General features: G+C 68.1%; 15 protein-coding genes. 10 read left to right on the forward strand and 5 right to left on the reverse strand.

All coding sequences use genetic code 11. From position 1 onward, the window contains the following. The first annotated feature begins 26 nt into the window (after positions 1-26). Genes Vau01_RS19325 through Vau01_RS19335 form a run of 3 tightly spaced genes read left to right on the forward strand, consistent with a single transcriptional unit; the run spans position 27 to position 2,558 of the window. Positions 27-1,001: an ABC transporter ATP-binding protein gene (locus tag Vau01_RS19325; RefSeq protein WP_203994613.1), complete on the forward strand. Its 975-nt coding sequence runs from the start codon at positions 27-29 to the stop codon at positions 999-1,001. 13 nt (positions 1,002-1,014) lie between these two features. Next, positions 1,015-1,785 (forward strand): ABC-2 family transporter protein, encoded by a 771-nt coding sequence (locus Vau01_RS19330; RefSeq protein WP_203994619.1) that lies wholly within the window; start codon positions 1,015-1,017, stop codon positions 1,783-1,785. Continuing rightward, a complete protein-coding gene (locus tag Vau01_RS19335; protein ID WP_203994628.1) occupies positions 1,782-2,558 on the forward strand; it encodes an ABC transporter permease in 777 nt (258 codons plus the stop codon). The genes Vau01_RS19330 and Vau01_RS19335 overlap by 4 nt, the downstream gene beginning before the upstream one ends. A gap of 197 nt (positions 2,559-2,755) precedes the next feature. On the opposite strand, the gene Vau01_RS19340 is transcribed toward Vau01_RS19335, so the two are convergent. Continuing rightward, a complete protein-coding gene (locus Vau01_RS19340) occupies positions 2,756-3,322 on the reverse strand; it encodes a hypothetical protein (protein ID WP_203994630.1) in 567 nt (188 codons plus the stop codon). A 552-nt stretch (positions 3,323-3,874) separates the two neighbouring features. Between Vau01_RS19340 and Vau01_RS19345 the strand changes: the two genes are divergently transcribed. Beyond that, positions 3,875-4,729 carry a helix-turn-helix domain-containing protein gene (locus Vau01_RS19345; protein ID WP_203994632.1) on the forward strand — a complete coding sequence of 285 codons (855 nt, stop codon included), beginning with the start codon at positions 3,875-3,877 and terminating at the stop codon, positions 4,727-4,729. 166 nt (positions 4,730-4,895) lie between these two features. Here the strand turns inward: Vau01_RS19345 and Vau01_RS19350 are convergent, their stop codons facing one another. The 3 genes from Vau01_RS19350 to Vau01_RS19360 form a co-directional block, all read right to left on the reverse strand. Then, a complete protein-coding gene (locus tag Vau01_RS19350) occupies positions 4,896-5,111 on the reverse strand; it encodes a DUF397 domain-containing protein (protein WP_203994634.1) in 216 nt (71 codons plus the stop codon). Between the two features lie 186 nt (positions 5,112-5,297). Then, positions 5,298-6,209, reverse strand: coding sequence for an aminoglycoside phosphotransferase family protein (locus Vau01_RS19355; RefSeq protein ID WP_203994636.1), 912 nt, complete (start codon positions 6,207-6,209; stop codon positions 5,298-5,300). Further along, positions 6,206-7,552, reverse strand: coding sequence for an NsdA family TPR-like regulatory protein (locus Vau01_RS19360; RefSeq protein WP_203994638.1), 1,347 nt, complete (start codon positions 7,550-7,552; stop codon positions 6,206-6,208). The genes Vau01_RS19355 and Vau01_RS19360 overlap by 4 nt, the downstream gene beginning before the upstream one ends. 306 nt (positions 7,553-7,858) lie before the next feature. Between Vau01_RS19360 and Vau01_RS19365 the strand changes: the two genes are divergently transcribed. The 4 genes from Vau01_RS19365 to Vau01_RS19380 are packed head-to-tail and all read left to right on the forward strand — an operon-like array spanning position 7,859 to position 10,238. After that, entirely contained in the window at positions 7,859-8,935 is a 1,077-nt protein-coding gene (locus tag Vau01_RS19365) for an ABC transporter substrate-binding protein (RefSeq protein ID WP_203994647.1), read from the forward strand. Between the two features lie 13 nt (positions 8,936-8,948). Further along, entirely contained in the window at positions 8,949-9,782 is an 834-nt protein-coding gene (locus Vau01_RS19370; protein WP_203994651.1) for a class I SAM-dependent methyltransferase, read from the forward strand. Continuing rightward, positions 9,779-9,991: a hypothetical protein gene (locus tag Vau01_RS19375; RefSeq protein WP_308440470.1), complete on the forward strand. Its 213-nt coding sequence runs from the start codon at positions 9,779-9,781 to the stop codon at positions 9,989-9,991. The genes Vau01_RS19370 and Vau01_RS19375 overlap by 4 nt, the downstream gene beginning before the upstream one ends. 13 nt (positions 9,992-10,004) lie before the next feature. Further along, on the forward strand, positions 10,005-10,238 hold the full coding sequence (locus Vau01_RS19380) for a hypothetical protein (protein ID WP_203994653.1): 234 nt from the start codon (positions 10,005-10,007) through the stop codon (positions 10,236-10,238). A gap of 770 nt (positions 10,239-11,008) precedes the next feature. On the opposite strand, the gene Vau01_RS19385 is transcribed toward Vau01_RS19380, so the two are convergent. Beyond that, on the reverse strand, positions 11,009-12,085 hold the full coding sequence (locus Vau01_RS19385) for a hypothetical protein (RefSeq protein WP_203994655.1): 1,077 nt from the start codon (positions 12,083-12,085) through the stop codon (positions 11,009-11,011). An 89-nt stretch (positions 12,086-12,174) separates the two neighbouring features. Here Vau01_RS19385 and Vau01_RS19390 point away from each other — a divergent pair, with 89 nt between their 5' ends. Both Vau01_RS19390 and Vau01_RS19395 read left to right on the forward strand, forming a co-directional pair. After that, positions 12,175-13,386 (forward strand): sensor histidine kinase, encoded by a 1,212-nt coding sequence (locus Vau01_RS19390; RefSeq protein ID WP_203994658.1) that lies wholly within the window; start codon positions 12,175-12,177, stop codon positions 13,384-13,386. After that, a complete protein-coding gene (locus tag Vau01_RS19395) occupies positions 13,383-14,039 on the forward strand; it encodes a response regulator (protein WP_203994661.1) in 657 nt (218 codons plus the stop codon). The genes Vau01_RS19390 and Vau01_RS19395 overlap by 4 nt, the downstream gene beginning before the upstream one ends. Positions 14,040-14,041 lie beyond the last annotated feature (2 nt).

The raw sequence follows: 14,041 nt of genomic DNA on the forward strand, positions 1-14,041 counted from the left end.
GCTAGTTCAATGGTAGCGTTCAATGGATGAGTTCAGCGGTGGTCCGCGTCGAGGGCCTCACCATGACCTACCGCGTCCCGGTGCGGGCCGGTGGGCTCGGCGCGGCGCTGGCGTCGGTGGTGCGCCGCCGCTACCGCGACGTCCACGCGGTCCGCGAGATCGGGTTCGACATCGGGCCGGGCGAGGTGGTCGGTTTCATCGGACCCAACGGGGCGGGCAAGACCACCACGATGAAGATGCTCGCCGGGCTTCTGCACCCGACGGCCGGGCACGTCGACGTGCTCGGGTACACCCCGTGGCAGCGCCGTACGCCGTTCCTCAAGCAGATCGCGCTGATCCGGGGCAGCCAGCCGGTCGGCGGCTCGCAGGAGCTCACCGTGCTCGACGCGCTGGACTACCAGCGGCTGCTGTACGACGTTCCGCGCGGCGACTTCACCGTCTCGCTCGCCGGGCTCACGGACCTGCTGGAGCTGGATCCGTTGCTGGACCGGCAACTGCGGGCGCTGAGCCTCGGCGAGAAGATGCGCGTCGGGCTGGCCCTCGCGCTGCTGTACCGGCCGCGGCTGCTGTTCCTCGACGAGCCCACGCTCGGCCTCGACGTGTCGGCCACCGCCACGATCCGCCGCTTCCTCGCCGCCCACGCCGAACAGACCGGCGCCACGATCCTGCTCACCAGCCACTACATGGCCGACGTGCAGTCGTTGTGCCGGCGGCTGATGCTCATCGACGACGGCCGCATCCAGTACGACGGGTCGCTGCACGAACTGTCCGCGCGGCTGTCGCCGTTCAAGCTCATCCGGGTCCACGCACCGGGCGCAGACATCTCCTTCGGCGACATCGTGGAAAGATCCGAGGGGACGTGGGTGCTGCGCGTCCCGCGTGAAGACGTCGCCCGGGTCACGGCGCACCTGCTGTCCACTGTGGACGTCGCCGACCTCGCGGTGGAGGAACCCGCGCTGGAGAACGTGATCGACCGCGTCTACCGCGAGGGCGTCTCGTGACCGAGGTGCGGTCGTGAGTCGGTTGTTGCGGCTGCTGGCGGCGCGCACGCGGCGGCAGTTCCTCGACTGGTCGGGCGGCTGGTGGTTCACGCTCACGCTCGTCGCGAACGAGACGCTCGGCCCACTCGTCGGGCTGTTCGTGTGGTCGACGGTCTTCCCCGACGACCCGGGCGTCGTCTCCTACTTCATCGCGCTGATGGCGGTGCAGCTGATGACCGCGTCGTACGAGAACCACACGTTCTCGGAGACCGTGTACCAGGGCACGGTCAGCCACGAACTGCTGAAGCCGCAGCCGGTGGTGATCGGCCCGATCGGCGAGAACCTCGCGATCCGCGTCTGGTTGACGATCTTCGGCCTGCCGCTGGCGGCGCTCGCCGGGTTCGCGCTGGACGCGTCCTACGAGTGGCATCATGTGCTGCTCGCCCTGCCCGCGCTGCTCTGCGCCGCCGTGCTGCGGTTCCTGTTCACCTGGGTCCTCGCGCTCGCCGCGTTCTGGACCGAGCGGGTCCACGCGGTGGTGACGTTCGGCTGGGTGCTCATCTTCCTGCTCGGCGGCGGGGCGGCACCCGTCGACGTGCTGCCGGATCCGTGGCGTGCGGTCGCCGTCACCCTGCCCTTCTACGCGATGCTCGGCCTGCCGGCCGACCTCGCCACCGGAACCGTCGACGGCCCGGGCGCCGTCGCCGCCATCGGCCGCGCGGCGGCCTGGATCCTCGCCTTCGGCGCGCTCTCCGCCGCCGTCTGGCGCGCCGGTGTGCGTCGGTACACGGTGATCGGCGCATGAAGCTCCTCCGCCTGTTCGCCGCGGGCTTCTCGATGTCCGTCCGCCGGATGCTGGCGTTCCGGGCCAACCTGTTCTTCGACATCGCGGTCGCCGTGGCCGGGTTGACGTCGACGGTCGGCACGATCCTGCTCGTCTTCACCCAGACCGACCAGCTCGCCGGCTGGACCCGGTCGGAGACGCTCGTGCTCGCCGGCACGTTCCAGTTGCTCAGCGGCATCAAGGCGACGTTCATCGACCCGAACCTGTCGTGGTTCCCCAGCCGCGGCATCCGCGAGGGCAACCTCGACGCGTACCTGCTGCAACCCGCGCCCAGCCTGTTCCTCGCCAGCCTCACGACGGCGAACCCGCTCGCGCTCGTGCAGACGCTGCTCGGGCTCGGCGTCGTGGTGATCGGCGCCGGGCGCGTGCCGAGCCCGGCGGGGGTCGCGGCGTGGCTGCTGCTGCTCGTGGTCGGCGCGCTGGTGACGTGGGCGCTCGGCGTCCTGCTGGCGTGCCTGGCGTTCTGGGCGCCCCGGCTGGAGCTCGACGTGTTCTACGGCGCCGCCTGGCAACTGGGCCGCTACCCCGTCGACGTGTACCGGCAGCCGCTGCGCTCGATGCTCACGTACGTCCTGCCGCTCACGCTGATCGCGACGCTGCCGGCGGGCGTCCTGTTGCGGGACCCCCGGCCCGCCGTGGTGCTGGGCAGCGTGGCCGGCGGCGTGTCGGCGGCGCTGCTGGCGACGGCCGTCTGGCGGCTCGGCCTGCGCCGGTACACCGGCGCGACCAGCTGACTGACGACAGACGTGCCCTTTGTCGGATTTGATGAACGGGACGATCGTCCCAGTCATGGAGGTCTGGATGACCCTCCTGGTCTACGCCTGGCACATCTTCAGGCGCCGACGACGATGGACGCAGGCAAAATAGCGGTCCGAGCCGCATCTCTGCAGCTCAGACCACTAGCGATCTTGAGTGCTCGAAGAACTCGAATTTAGCCCGTTGATCCATCAGCGGTATCATCGAATGCCGAGCCGTTAGCTGGAACGTTCGGGGTTTCGCGGATCGCTGGCCGCCCCATCGCCGGATGGACGTGACGCGGATCGACAGCTTGAACCAGCCGCCCAATGGTTCTGGCAATGCCCTCAACGCTCGGTTGCGAAGTGGGCTGATCATCGATGATCCAGGTCACGATGTGCGCAGCGACCAAGAAGATCACCAGAGTGATGCCGGCTGCGGCAAGTGGGTCGTAACCGCGCCAGATCAATGCGCCGACAACGGTCAGAACGACGATGAGTACGACGACTCGCCAGCGCCATCGACGCGCTTGAAGCCGAGAGCTTGTGTACACAGGGATTCTCCGAACAAGTTGGCGGCCATACAGATGACCGGGGCGGTGGTTGGTACCCGGGGCTTTGATGATCGGGTCTTCAGGAGCGATCCCGCGCTCCTCCGTGCCGAAGGGTGACAGTGCGCAGGTCCGCACATCATAAGCGCCTCGGACACCGTGAAGAAACCCAACCGAGGCGCGCCAGAGCATTTCGACGATCTTGTGCGGCATACGACAAAAGGGCTGGAGAGATCGACTCTCCAGCCCTCTCAGCGGTGCACCGCGCTGTCACACGAGGCGCTCCGCCTGCTCCGCGCACTCAGCCCGGGTACCAACCAGACCAGACGTTCGGAGTAGAAGCAGTCTAACGCTAATCGGCTAGTAGCTGATAGACACTGGCCAACCACAGCGTAGCGAGTTCCCGAGCTGATCTGCCAGGTGCTGGCGGCGCGAGTGCTAGCTGGGTGGTCTTCCGCTTTGGCGAAACACCTGTCGGGCCGAAACAGCGACGCACCTTCGCCTGCGAACTCATGCGCGGAGCTACCGAGGCCGCATCGTTGCCGCCCCTTCGATCGGTCCGAAGGCAGCGGAGGACAGAACCGCCGTCACCTCCACCGCTGGACACGCTGTTGAGCGTGGATCGACGGATTCGTAGGCACGAGTCCGCACCCTTTCGCCTTGCGGTACAGAACCGTCGGACGACCGGCGAGTAGATTGGATTCCCCGACGACGCGGCGCCCGATAAGTCCGAGAACCAGACAAAGGGGGCAGATCATCGACCCAATGGTGCAGCGACGCCGGCTACGTGCGGACCTCCAAGAGGCGCGTCTCCGCCTAGGTCTCACCCAGAGACAGGTGGCGGCCGATCTCGGTTGGTCCATATCCAAGTTATTGCGGGTAGAGAACGGCAAGGTCGGCGTGTCACGGACCGACTTGAAGGCGCTTCTGCAGCTCTATGAGGTAACCGACCAGGTTGTCATCGACGAATATGTACAAATGGCAGAGCAAGGCCGAAAGCAGCGCTGGAACGCCTACCGAGACATACTAAACCCAAGCTTCTTCCGCTACCTTGAGTACGAGAGTTCCGCGTGCCAGATCCGTCAGTTCCAGCACGTCATACCTGGCCTGCTGCAAACAGAAGCGTTCGCCCGAGAAATTAGCATTGCAACAGCACCCAATACCCCTGATGCCATTCTTGATCGCCAGCTCGAAGTGAGAATGGCACGCCAAGTGCTACTCGATGACTCGATATCGCGGCAGCTTCACTTTGTCATGGACGAATCAGCTCTTCGTCGTTGGTCGCAGTCCACACACGAACTTCGAACGATCATGTACGAACAGCTCTTCCACCTGAAACAGCTTGCAGCGAGACCGTCAATCACCATCCAGATTGTTCCGTTTGGGGTTGGCCCCTATCGGGGCATGCATGATCCGTTCATATTGCTGAGTTTCCCCGAGGAACGAGATGACGACCTGCTTTTCCGGGAAAGAGGGGTAGACAGCGTGGCGAGTCAGAACAATCCCGAGAAAATAGCCGGCTTTGCCTCGCGCTTCGCTAGTCTCAGTGCCCTAGCCCTGTCACCCAACGATACTACTGAGTTGCTAGATCGAATAGCGTTCGAGCAGAAAGATCCCTGACCATGACCGCATCGGTCTTAGATCGTACGGTGACTGCGCCGTCCCCTATTACGTGGCGTACGCACCCCACCTCATAGGCGGCCATCGGCCACGGTTCGCAGGCGCTATCGGAAGGTGTGGAGTCGCAGATCGCGTTCCAATACGCACTAGATACTCCCAGGCCGGACTATCCAGCCGTCTCCCGCATCTGCCTACGTTTGAGGTCATGATCAAACTGTGAATCTCTGACCGCCTCAATGAAGGCGATCCAGGATTGGGTGTGGAACTGAAGCATTGGTCCAGACTTGTTTTTCGAGTCGCGTACAAGAACACCAGTTTCGAGCACGCTAACTTCGACACAGTCATTGTTGGACGCTGCGCTCCTCGTGCTTTTCTTCCACATTGCGTTTGACCGGTCCCCCACTCGGCACCTCCAAATGTCACCATGTTACCTCAGAAATTTTGTCGGCGTCGAGTTCGTTTGCCGCCTGTCGGCCCTTTCCGCAATCGTTGCCACAGGACAGAGTGCGGAACTGTCAGACCGCACCTGGGTCGGCGACTCTAATCGGTCGCGATTAAGCGAGAACGGTCAGCGTGGTAGGTCCCCGAATGAGGTCCAGCGCACGGTATGGTCGTCAGTGCGGACTGATTCCAGCCGGAGTTGGAACTCCGCGGCCACTCCTGGGGCGCTGGCCAGCAGCGGTGCGGCTGCGGCGATCATCTTCAGTTCGCGTGCCTGTTGGAGGATGGGCCAGGCTGGGTCCTGGGTGATGTCGTAGCCGTAGGCGGCGGCCAGTTTGCTGTGTCCGCCGTAGGGGCCGAATCGGGCTTCGTTCGCCGGTGCCGGGGCCAGGTCGACCTGCCACGGCCCGGTGCAGGTCGCGTCGAAGTCGCATAGCAGCACCCTGCCCGTCGCGTCGCGGAGCAGGTTGCCCTCGTGGGCGTCTCCGTGGACGAGGCCTGGTTGGACGCTGGCTGCGAATTCCGTCAGGCGAGGTTCGAGCCGGTCGCACCAGGCGAGCAGATAGTCGCGGTCGTCGTCATCGAGGTCTTCGGCGTCGGTGATGCGGCTGCGGGCGTCGCCGATCGGATCCCATTCCGGCAGCGGCAGAGGAGGGACGCCGAGGCCGTGGAATGCGTGTAGAGCGGTGCCGAGGTCGCAGGCGTCGGGTGACGGTTCGTGCGGTTTGACGTACCGCCACACGGTGGCGAGTAGGTTCCCGTCGGCTACGGGCTGCTCGATGCCGTCGGCGAGTCGGATCGTCGGCGCGTCGACCTCCTCGAACCAGGCACCGAGCGCCGCAACCTTGTGCGCGCGCGCGTGCAACCGGTGCGTGCGGGTGATCCGTACGACCACCCCGGCGGCCGGCAGCGCGAAGACGGCGTTGTTCGTGAGTCGTAGCAGATGCGCGTCTGTGTAATCGGCGCCGATCTGGTCGGCGATGTTCGTAAGGGCTTGCCACATCGCCGCCTCGTTGAACCGGCCCTCTACGCCCGTCATGCGGCGGGCGCGGGTTGTGGCAGGGTCCGGACGAAGTCGGCGACCGCCGGCAGGTGCATGTATCGGGTGGCGTCGCGGCGGAGGTTGGCAATCCGTTCGATCACCCGCGGCGAGGTCAATGTCTCGGCCTGGCGGCGCGCGGCGTTTCCGGCCTCCAGCGCCAGGTCGGGTGCGTCTGCGAGGAAGTAGGCGCTGGCGAGGCCGACCTGGTTGAGGACGGTGCTACGCATGCTCTGCGGCCCGAACGCGTTGATCGCGTCGGTGACCCAGCGCACGGCGTCGTCGCCGTGCCGGCGGTCGGCCCGTGCCCAGTCGCGGTACACCCGGCCGTACTGGGCGAGCAGTTCGCCTTTGTCGAGGAGCCCGAGCCATTCGGGCTCGTTGCCGGGGTCGACGTCGGTGAAGGCCTCGCTGGAACTGGCCAGCGCCCGTTTCGCGCTCTCCCAGTCGCCGATCGCGGCTCGGGACGCCGCCTCTGCGCCGCGCAGGATCGTGGTGAGCGCAGGGGTCGCGTCGAGCTGCTGGTGCGCGGTACGCAAAATGTCCAGGGCGTCACGGTTGTGGCGAAGGTGCTGCATCTGCTTGGCCTGCCCGTACCGGACGTGGGCGACGAGCTGTCTGTCCCCGGCCTCGATGGCGAAGCGTTCGGCGGCGGCGAAGTGTCGCTGGGCGTCGCTGTGCCGGGTCGCGTCGAACGCGGTCCAGGCCGCCAGGTCCCTGGCACTGGCGATCGCGACCAATAGCGGCGTACGTGCCGCATCGCTGACCGCATGATCCAGAAGTGCCGACGCGGATTGCGCGAAGCTGTCGACATCGTCGACCAGGCCGCCGCCTCCGAATTCCTGATCGGCCAACCGGTACAGGCTGGTGAGGGCCGTCAGTCGCGACACGTCGGCAAGCCCGATCCGACGGCGCGGCCCGTGGCCGGTGCCGACGACTCCCGTGGCCGCAGTCACCGTGGCCAGGCCCCACAACAGTGACCGGCGGCGCACGCTGGTGGCTGCGAGCCCTCCTCCGTCACGCCCACCCTCGCTGGACTCGATGTCGGTAATGGCCTCTGAAGCGAGAAGCCGATCGGGTTCCGTTTCAGTCGACTTGTCGGGACGACCCTTGGAAATCGTTGCGGTGAAGCGTTCCTGGATGTCGTCGGATGCACGTGCAAGATCGATATCCAGGAGTTGCTGGGTTTCCGTGTTGAGGCGGGCGCGTTCGCCTCGGCTGTCCCAGTTCGCAACCGTGGCGGGTGAGACACCGAGGTGAGCGGCGTAGGCGCGGATGCTCATCCTGCGGGCTTGTCGCAGTGCCGCTGCTTCCAGCCCGGTCCATCGCGGTGTCACGACCATGGCTGTTCAACCTCCTCCCTTCAGAGTTACGTGCGGCCGGGCCGCCCAGCAGCGTCTTCGCGGACCGAGTGACCTAGTGATGCTTGCTCATGCCGTGAGCGTAATCAGGCTGCGGCGAGGACTGGTAGGGCAAGACCGGGACAAGACCGGTACACCATCGTGTTCCCGGCACTCTCTCTGCGTCGCAGGATCGTCACCAATAGTTGCCGATGCTCGCCGCCACCCTCTGATGCGCCGGTTCCGAGGGACGGCCGGTGGCACGGCACTTCCAATTGCGCGGGCGTGCCGGTTGCTGCGAAACGACGCGTGGCCGCCACGCCCGCACCAGGTCTTCAATCTGGGGAGGTCTCGATAATGGTGCTGTTGCGGCTGAATCCGCGTACTCAGGCGGCGATCTGTCTCGTCGCGATGTTGGCGGCGGCCGGGTCCTCGGCGGGATGTTCTGACTACGCCGAAAGCGCGGCTCCCAAGCAGGTCGACAAGGTGACCTATCTGACCGCGTTCGGTTTCTTCGGCCGGGAGGCGTACGTGTACGTGGCGGAGGAGAAGGGGTTCTTCGCCGCACGGAGCATCGAGGTGCAGGTACAGGCGGGCTCTGGCGCGTCGAACAACCTGCGGATTCTGGCGGCCGGTGGTGCCCAGTTCTCGGCCAACGATCTTTCGGGCGTGATGATCCTTCAGGGCGGGGGCAAGTACCGCGACGAGGTGCGGGCGGTCGCGGCAATCCAGCAACAGACGCTCAACTCGATCATGGTGCTCGGCTCGTCGGGGATCCGCGCTCCGAAGGATCTCGAAGGAAAAACCCTAGCCGGACCGGCGGGGGCGACCCCGCAACTACTGTTCCCCGCCTACGCCGCGCGTGCCGGGTTCGACCCGGACACCGTGGCATGGCAGACGGTCGACCCGGCACAGACACCTGCCGCATTGGCTGCCGGACGGGTTCACGGCATCGGTCAGTTCACGGTGGCCAAGGGCACCGTCGAGAAGGCCGTGCAGGGACGGGAGGTGATTGTGCTGCCGTACTCCGACTGGCTCGGTGATCTGTACGGCAACGCGCTGATCGCCACGACCGAGCTGATCGCGAAGAATCCCGATCTCGTCAAGCGGTTCCGCGACGCCCTCCTGGACGGGTTGCGGTACAGCATCGACCACCCCGGCGAGGCCGGGCAGATCCTGGTGAAGTATCAGCCGACGCTGGATGCGAAGGCTGCCGCCGCTGAGCTGGACCTGATGCGGTCGACGGTGCTCTCCGATGGCCACGTCGGTGCCCTTGACTCTGTCCGGGTCACCCGGGCGATCGCCGCGTTGCAGGCCACCGGCCAGATCCCGGCCGGCCACACCGTGGCCGACTTTGTCGCCTCCGACATCGCCCACGTCAGCTGAGGCCGGGCTGACGATGACGACACCACCGAATCTGCCGCGGTATGCGTACAGCAATGCCCATCCGACCGCCGGCGCCCAACTCGCCGCGCTCGCGGCGATGTTGGACCCTGTGTCGCGGCAACGCCTGGTCGGCTTCGGCGACCTACGCGGTAAACGCTGTCTGGTCGTCGGTGCGGGCGGCAGCGGCCTCCCGGGTTGGCTGGCCGACCGGGTCGGCCCGACCGGCTCGGTGACCGCCACCGACATCGACGTCCGCCACATCCCCCACCACGACCGGATGACCGTGGTGGAGCACGACATCACCACCGGCCCGCCGCCCGGCGGTCCGTGGGACATCATCCACGCCCGGCTGGTGCTTATGCACCTCGCCGCCCGCGAAGTGGTTCTCGCCCTTCTGGCAGACGCGCTCACCGATCGTGGCGTCCTGCTGATCGAGGACTGGCTGCTCGATCCTCGCCGCGCGGTTTTGGCCGCCCACCGCGCCCATGACGCTGACGTGTACAGCCGCTACCAGCACGCTGTCATCGACATCCTCACCACGTACGGCACCGACCCCGACTGGGCCACTCGCATCCACACCACGATGCGCGGAATCGGTCTGAGCAGAGTCGACACCCGGATCGACGCGCCCGTGTGGACGCCCGGCGGCCCCGTCATGGTGCTCACCGAGGTCACCGTCGCCAAGCACCGCGACCGGCTCCTTGCCGCCGGCCTCACTTCGGACAACCTGATCACCGTCGAGAGTCTCGCGACGGCGCTCAACTCCGGCCTCGTCGTCCGCGGCCACCAGCTCTATTCGACCGCTGGACGCCGCCGATCCCCACGCGACGACGCATCGCGGATGTGAGCCTGGCGATGCGCCTGCAGGACGCGGCACCAGCAGACGGCACGATCCTGGACCGGGCAGCTGCAGTGCTGGCCGTTCACACCGACGACAACGGCATGTGCGCCGGGTGCCTCGGCGCATGGGCGCGGCTGGCACCGTCTCCCTGCGAACAGCGGCGGTGGGCCGCGTCCGTCGTCGAGCGATACGCCAACCGCCCCAACCAGGACTGAGGAGAACTCCGCAATGAAGGTCAGTGTGCTGCTGGAGAAACTGCAACGGTTGGAGACCGAAGGCAGAGGCCAGTGCGACCTGTACGTCACCCCCACCATCGAGCTATGCCACGTCAGCCACCGCCCAGGTAACGGCATTGTCGTCGAATTCGACTCCAGCGACTACCCCGTCGAAGCGGTCGACGACACCTACAGCCAACCCGAAGACGCCGACATCGTCTTCCTGACGTTCGGCATGCCCGACTAACCAATGGAATGCATCGATGACCGTCCTTTCGCCAGGTCCGTAGGCTGCTGAGGGCTCAGCCGCCGATTGGCACCGGGCGACCCAACACGACACCCGGCCCGACCCCGCCGCTCAACCAATGACCCAGGTCACTGCCATCGCCATCGGCATCGCCATCGGCAATCGACGATCCCCGCCGGACGCACGTCCGCACCGCCGTGACCTGCGAAACGCCCGGGACGACCGCGACGGTTGTGGCCGGCATCGCACCCGATGCCGGCCACAACCCAGACGGCACATTCCAAACCGTTGGAGACCTTTGCCAAACGACCTTGAGCCGACGCTGCGGTAAAGGGGGACCCAATGCCAGCCCCGATCACGTGCAAAGGTTTGGTGACGTCGAAGACCTTCACGCCCCCGGGGATCATCCAGCCGAACATTCCGATCCCGTGCCGCACCCAGTCGTGGTTCGTCACCACCGCCGACCGCGGCGAGCACGACCACCAACCGCACCTTGCCGCTCGCGGCGATCATCGCCTCGACCGCCGGTACCAGCACCGACTCGTAGTCGGCGGCGTGCACCTTGCGACCACCCGCAATGCCAGGACGTCGTCGGAAGCATCGATCCGGTCCAACATGTGCCGAGAAACGGGCCAGAAGCAGCGGCCGGCGTGACGGTCACCAATGCCGCCTTCTGCCCGTCGCTTGCCGGCTTCTCCAGCGACGGTGGGAGAAGCGGCGCCGCCATGGCCTTGCTGCTCGGGCTCGGCCAGCACCGTGGCGCTTGCCCGCTACCTGGGCATGGTCAGGGCCTGACGTGGAACGTCGTGCTCCCGTTCGGGACCGCGCTGGTGGGCCGCGCGGTCGGTTGGTGGGGCTTTCTCCACCGCGACCTCCGGAACCCCTGAACCGCGCCGCCGGACCTCGTAGGCGTACGAGGCGACGGCCAGCGCGGCGCCCCACAACGGCCAGAACAGCTCGGGCAGGATCGCCGCCCACTGGCCGTCGCCGAAGCCGAAGCGCTCCCCGAACTCGCCCGTCACCGCGAACCGGATGTACATCAGCCCGGCCGAGGTGACGGTCACCGCGACCAGCCGCGCCGGCACCGTCGCCAGACCGACCGGCACCCGCCGGCCGCGCAGCCCGACCATCCACCGCGGGAACACCTCGCCCCACCGCTGCACGAGGCCCAGCGTGAGGATCGCGCCACCGACGCCCATCGCGCCGAGGGCCGCGCCGGCGTAGCGGGCGTCGCCGAGTTCGTCGAGGAAGTCGCGGCTGATGCCGAACGGGATGTCGAGCGCCCACATCACCCGCGTGAACGCGTACCCGACCGGGACGGCCACCGCCACGGCGACCGCCCACCGGCCGCGCCGGTTCCACCGGGCGAGCGATCCGGCGTCGGGCGGACCGTCGGCGCGCACGGCGTCCTTGGCCTGGACGAGCAGCGCGATGCCGGCGGCGCACATGAGGCCGAGGTTCAGCACCGGCCACGGCCACAGGCGACCGCCGTCGGGCATCCTGTCGAGCAGGAACAGCACCAGGACGATCGGCGTGTACGCGATGTGCACCAGCACCCGGTAGTCGGGCAGCACCACGGCCAGCAGCAGCCCGAGCGTCACCGCGAACGGGACGGCGGCGCGGCCGGGCCGCCGCAGCAGGGCGCTCGCGACCAGGCCGGCGGCCCCGAGCGCGGCGAGGATCGCCGCACCGGCGGTCGGCCCCCACATCCCGATCAGCGTGATGTCGGCGTCCGTGTCGACGGCCGGGTCGGCCGGGTTCCCGCCGAGGCCGGCGAGCCACGCCAGCCCGAGGACGAGGTAGGCGAGCGACCAGAGCGGCGCGATCAGGTAGGCGGTACGTCTCATGGGTTCAGCGTCGTGTTCCGGGCCCGCCCAGGGCGTCAGCCCGTGGTCGTCGGCGTATACGCCGCAGGTCTGATCTAGGCTGCCCACGGATGGGACGACGGGCGTTGGTCTTCGACATCGCGGTGGCCGGAGTGCTCGCGGTGCTCCTGGGCGTGTCGTCGGCCGGCCTGGTGTCGGACTCGCCGTGGCCGACGGCGGGCCGGGTGGCCGTGCTGGTGGCGATCGGCCTGTCGCACGCGGCGGTGGCGGCGCGCCGGGTCGCGCCGGTGGCGGCGTACGGCGTCTGCTGCGCGGCGATGCTGGTGATCGTCGCCGCGCCCGACCTCACCGACGGGACGGGCGCCGCGCCGCCGATCCTGCTGCCGAGTTCGATGGTGTTCCCGGTGCTGCTGTACGCGGTCGCCGCGTACGGGCGCCGGCCGTGGCCGCTTGTCGGGCTCGGCGTCGGGCTCGTCGGTGCGGCGGTCACCACCGTCCGCGTGTGGACGTTCGACTGGACCGCGAACGGTCCCACGCCCACGCTGCAGTTGTTCGTGCCGGCGGCGCTGCTCGCGATCGTCCTCGCCGCGTGGGGGCTCGGCCGGTTCCGGGCCGCGCGGACGGCGTACCGCGAGGCGGAGATCGCGACGCTGGAGGAGCGGGCGGTCCGGGCCGAGGAGCGTCGCGCGGAACGGGCGGAGCAGGCCGCCGCCGCCGAACGCGCGCGGATCGCCCGGGAGATGCACGACGTGGTCGCGCACAGCCTCGCGGTGATCGTGCGGCAGGCCGACGGCGGCCGGTTCGCGGCGGCGACGGACCCGGAGAAGGCGGCCGAGGTGCTCGGCGTCATCGCCACCACCGGCCGGCAGGCGCTCACCGACATGCGGGCCGTCCTCGGGGTGCTCCGCTCGTCATCCTCCGCCTCCGCCGACGGGCCCACGCCGACGGTCGACGACCTGCCGGCGTTGGTCTCGCGCGTGGCGGCGGCCGGAACGCCGGTGACGCTGACGACCACCGGCGAGCCCGGCGCGCTGGACACCGCGGCGTCGCTGGCGGCGTACCGGGTGGTGCAGGAGGCGCTGACGAACGTCGTCCGGCACGCCGCGACCGGCGCCGCCGCGCGCGTCCACCTGACCTGGACCGACGATGGCCTGGACGTCGCGATCACCGACGACGGCGCGACGCCGTCGGACGAACCTGTCGAGGGGAACGGACTGATCGGCATGCGCGAACGCGTGACCGCGGTGGGCGGACGCCTCACCGCCGGACCGGACGGCGGTGGGTTCGCGGTGCGCGCGTTCGTGCCGGGGAGCCCGGCGTGATCCGCGTCGTGCTGGTCGACGACCAGGAACTCGTGCGCACCGGCTTCGCGATGGTGGTCGACTCGCAGCGCGACCTGACCGTGGTCGGCCAGGCCGCGAACGGCTCGCAGGCCCTGGACGTCGTGGCCACCACGACCCCCGACGTGGTGCTGATGGACGTGCGGATGCCGGTGCTCGACGGCGTCGAGGCGACCCGGCGGCTCCTCGCCCGGCATCCCGCGGTCCGCGTCATCGTGCTGACCACGTTCGACCTGGACGACCACGCGTACGCCGCGCTGAAGGCCGGCGCCAGCGGCTTCCTGCTCAAGGACGCCTCGGCCGAGGACGTGCTGGCGGCGATCCGCGCCGTACACGCCGGCGACGCGGTGCTGGCGCCGTCGACCACCCGTCGCCTGATCGAACGCGTGGCGCCGGGCCTGCCGGGCCCGTCAACCGGCCCGGATCCGTTGGAGAAACTGACCGACCGCGAACGCGAGGTGCTGGGCCGCATCGCCCGCGGCGACAGCAACGCCGAGATCGCCGCGCGGCTCTTCCTCTCCGAGGCCACGGTGAAGACACATGTCGGCCGCATCCTGACGAAGCTCGGACTGCGGGACCGGGTGCACGCGGTGGTGCTCGCCTACGAGATCGGCCTCGTGCGCCCCGGCAGCTGATC

Origin of the sequence: Virgisporangium aurantiacum, from assembly GCF_016863635.1 — a bacterium.
GTDB classification, from domain to species: Bacteria; Actinomycetota; Actinomycetes; order Mycobacteriales; family Micromonosporaceae; genus Virgisporangium; species Virgisporangium aurantiacum.

Coding starts and splice junctions, on each gene's coding strand:
- Vau01_RS19370 (WP_203994651.1), top strand. CDS start 8,949: ATGACGACACCACCGAATCTGCCGCGGTATGCGTACAGCAATGCCCAT.
- Vau01_RS19355 (WP_203994636.1), bottom strand. CDS start 6,209: ATGACGGGCGTAGAGGGCCGGTTCAACGAGGCGGCGATGTGGCAAGCC.
- Vau01_RS19335 (WP_203994628.1), top strand. CDS start 1,782: ATGAAGCTCCTCCGCCTGTTCGCCGCGGGCTTCTCGATGTCCGTCCGC.
- Vau01_RS19340 (WP_203994630.1), bottom strand. CDS start 3,322: ATGCCGCACAAGATCGTCGAAATGCTCTGGCGCGCCTCGGTTGGGTTT.
- Vau01_RS19385 (WP_203994655.1), bottom strand. CDS start 12,085: ATGAGACGTACCGCCTACCTGATCGCGCCGCTCTGGTCGCTCGCCTAC.
- Vau01_RS19325 (WP_203994613.1), top strand. CDS start 27: ATGAGTTCAGCGGTGGTCCGCGTCGAGGGCCTCACCATGACCTACCGC.
- Vau01_RS19380 (WP_203994653.1), top strand. CDS start 10,005: ATGAAGGTCAGTGTGCTGCTGGAGAAACTGCAACGGTTGGAGACCGAA.
- Vau01_RS19390 (WP_203994658.1), top strand. CDS start 12,175: ATGGGACGACGGGCGTTGGTCTTCGACATCGCGGTGGCCGGAGTGCTC.
- Vau01_RS19350 (WP_203994634.1), bottom strand. CDS start 5,111: ATGTGGAAGAAAAGCACGAGGAGCGCAGCGTCCAACAATGACTGTGTC.
- Vau01_RS19360 (WP_203994638.1), bottom strand. CDS start 7,552: ATGGTCGTGACACCGCGATGGACCGGGCTGGAAGCAGCGGCACTGCGA.
- Vau01_RS19345 (WP_203994632.1), top strand. CDS start 3,875: ATGGTGCAGCGACGCCGGCTACGTGCGGACCTCCAAGAGGCGCGTCTC.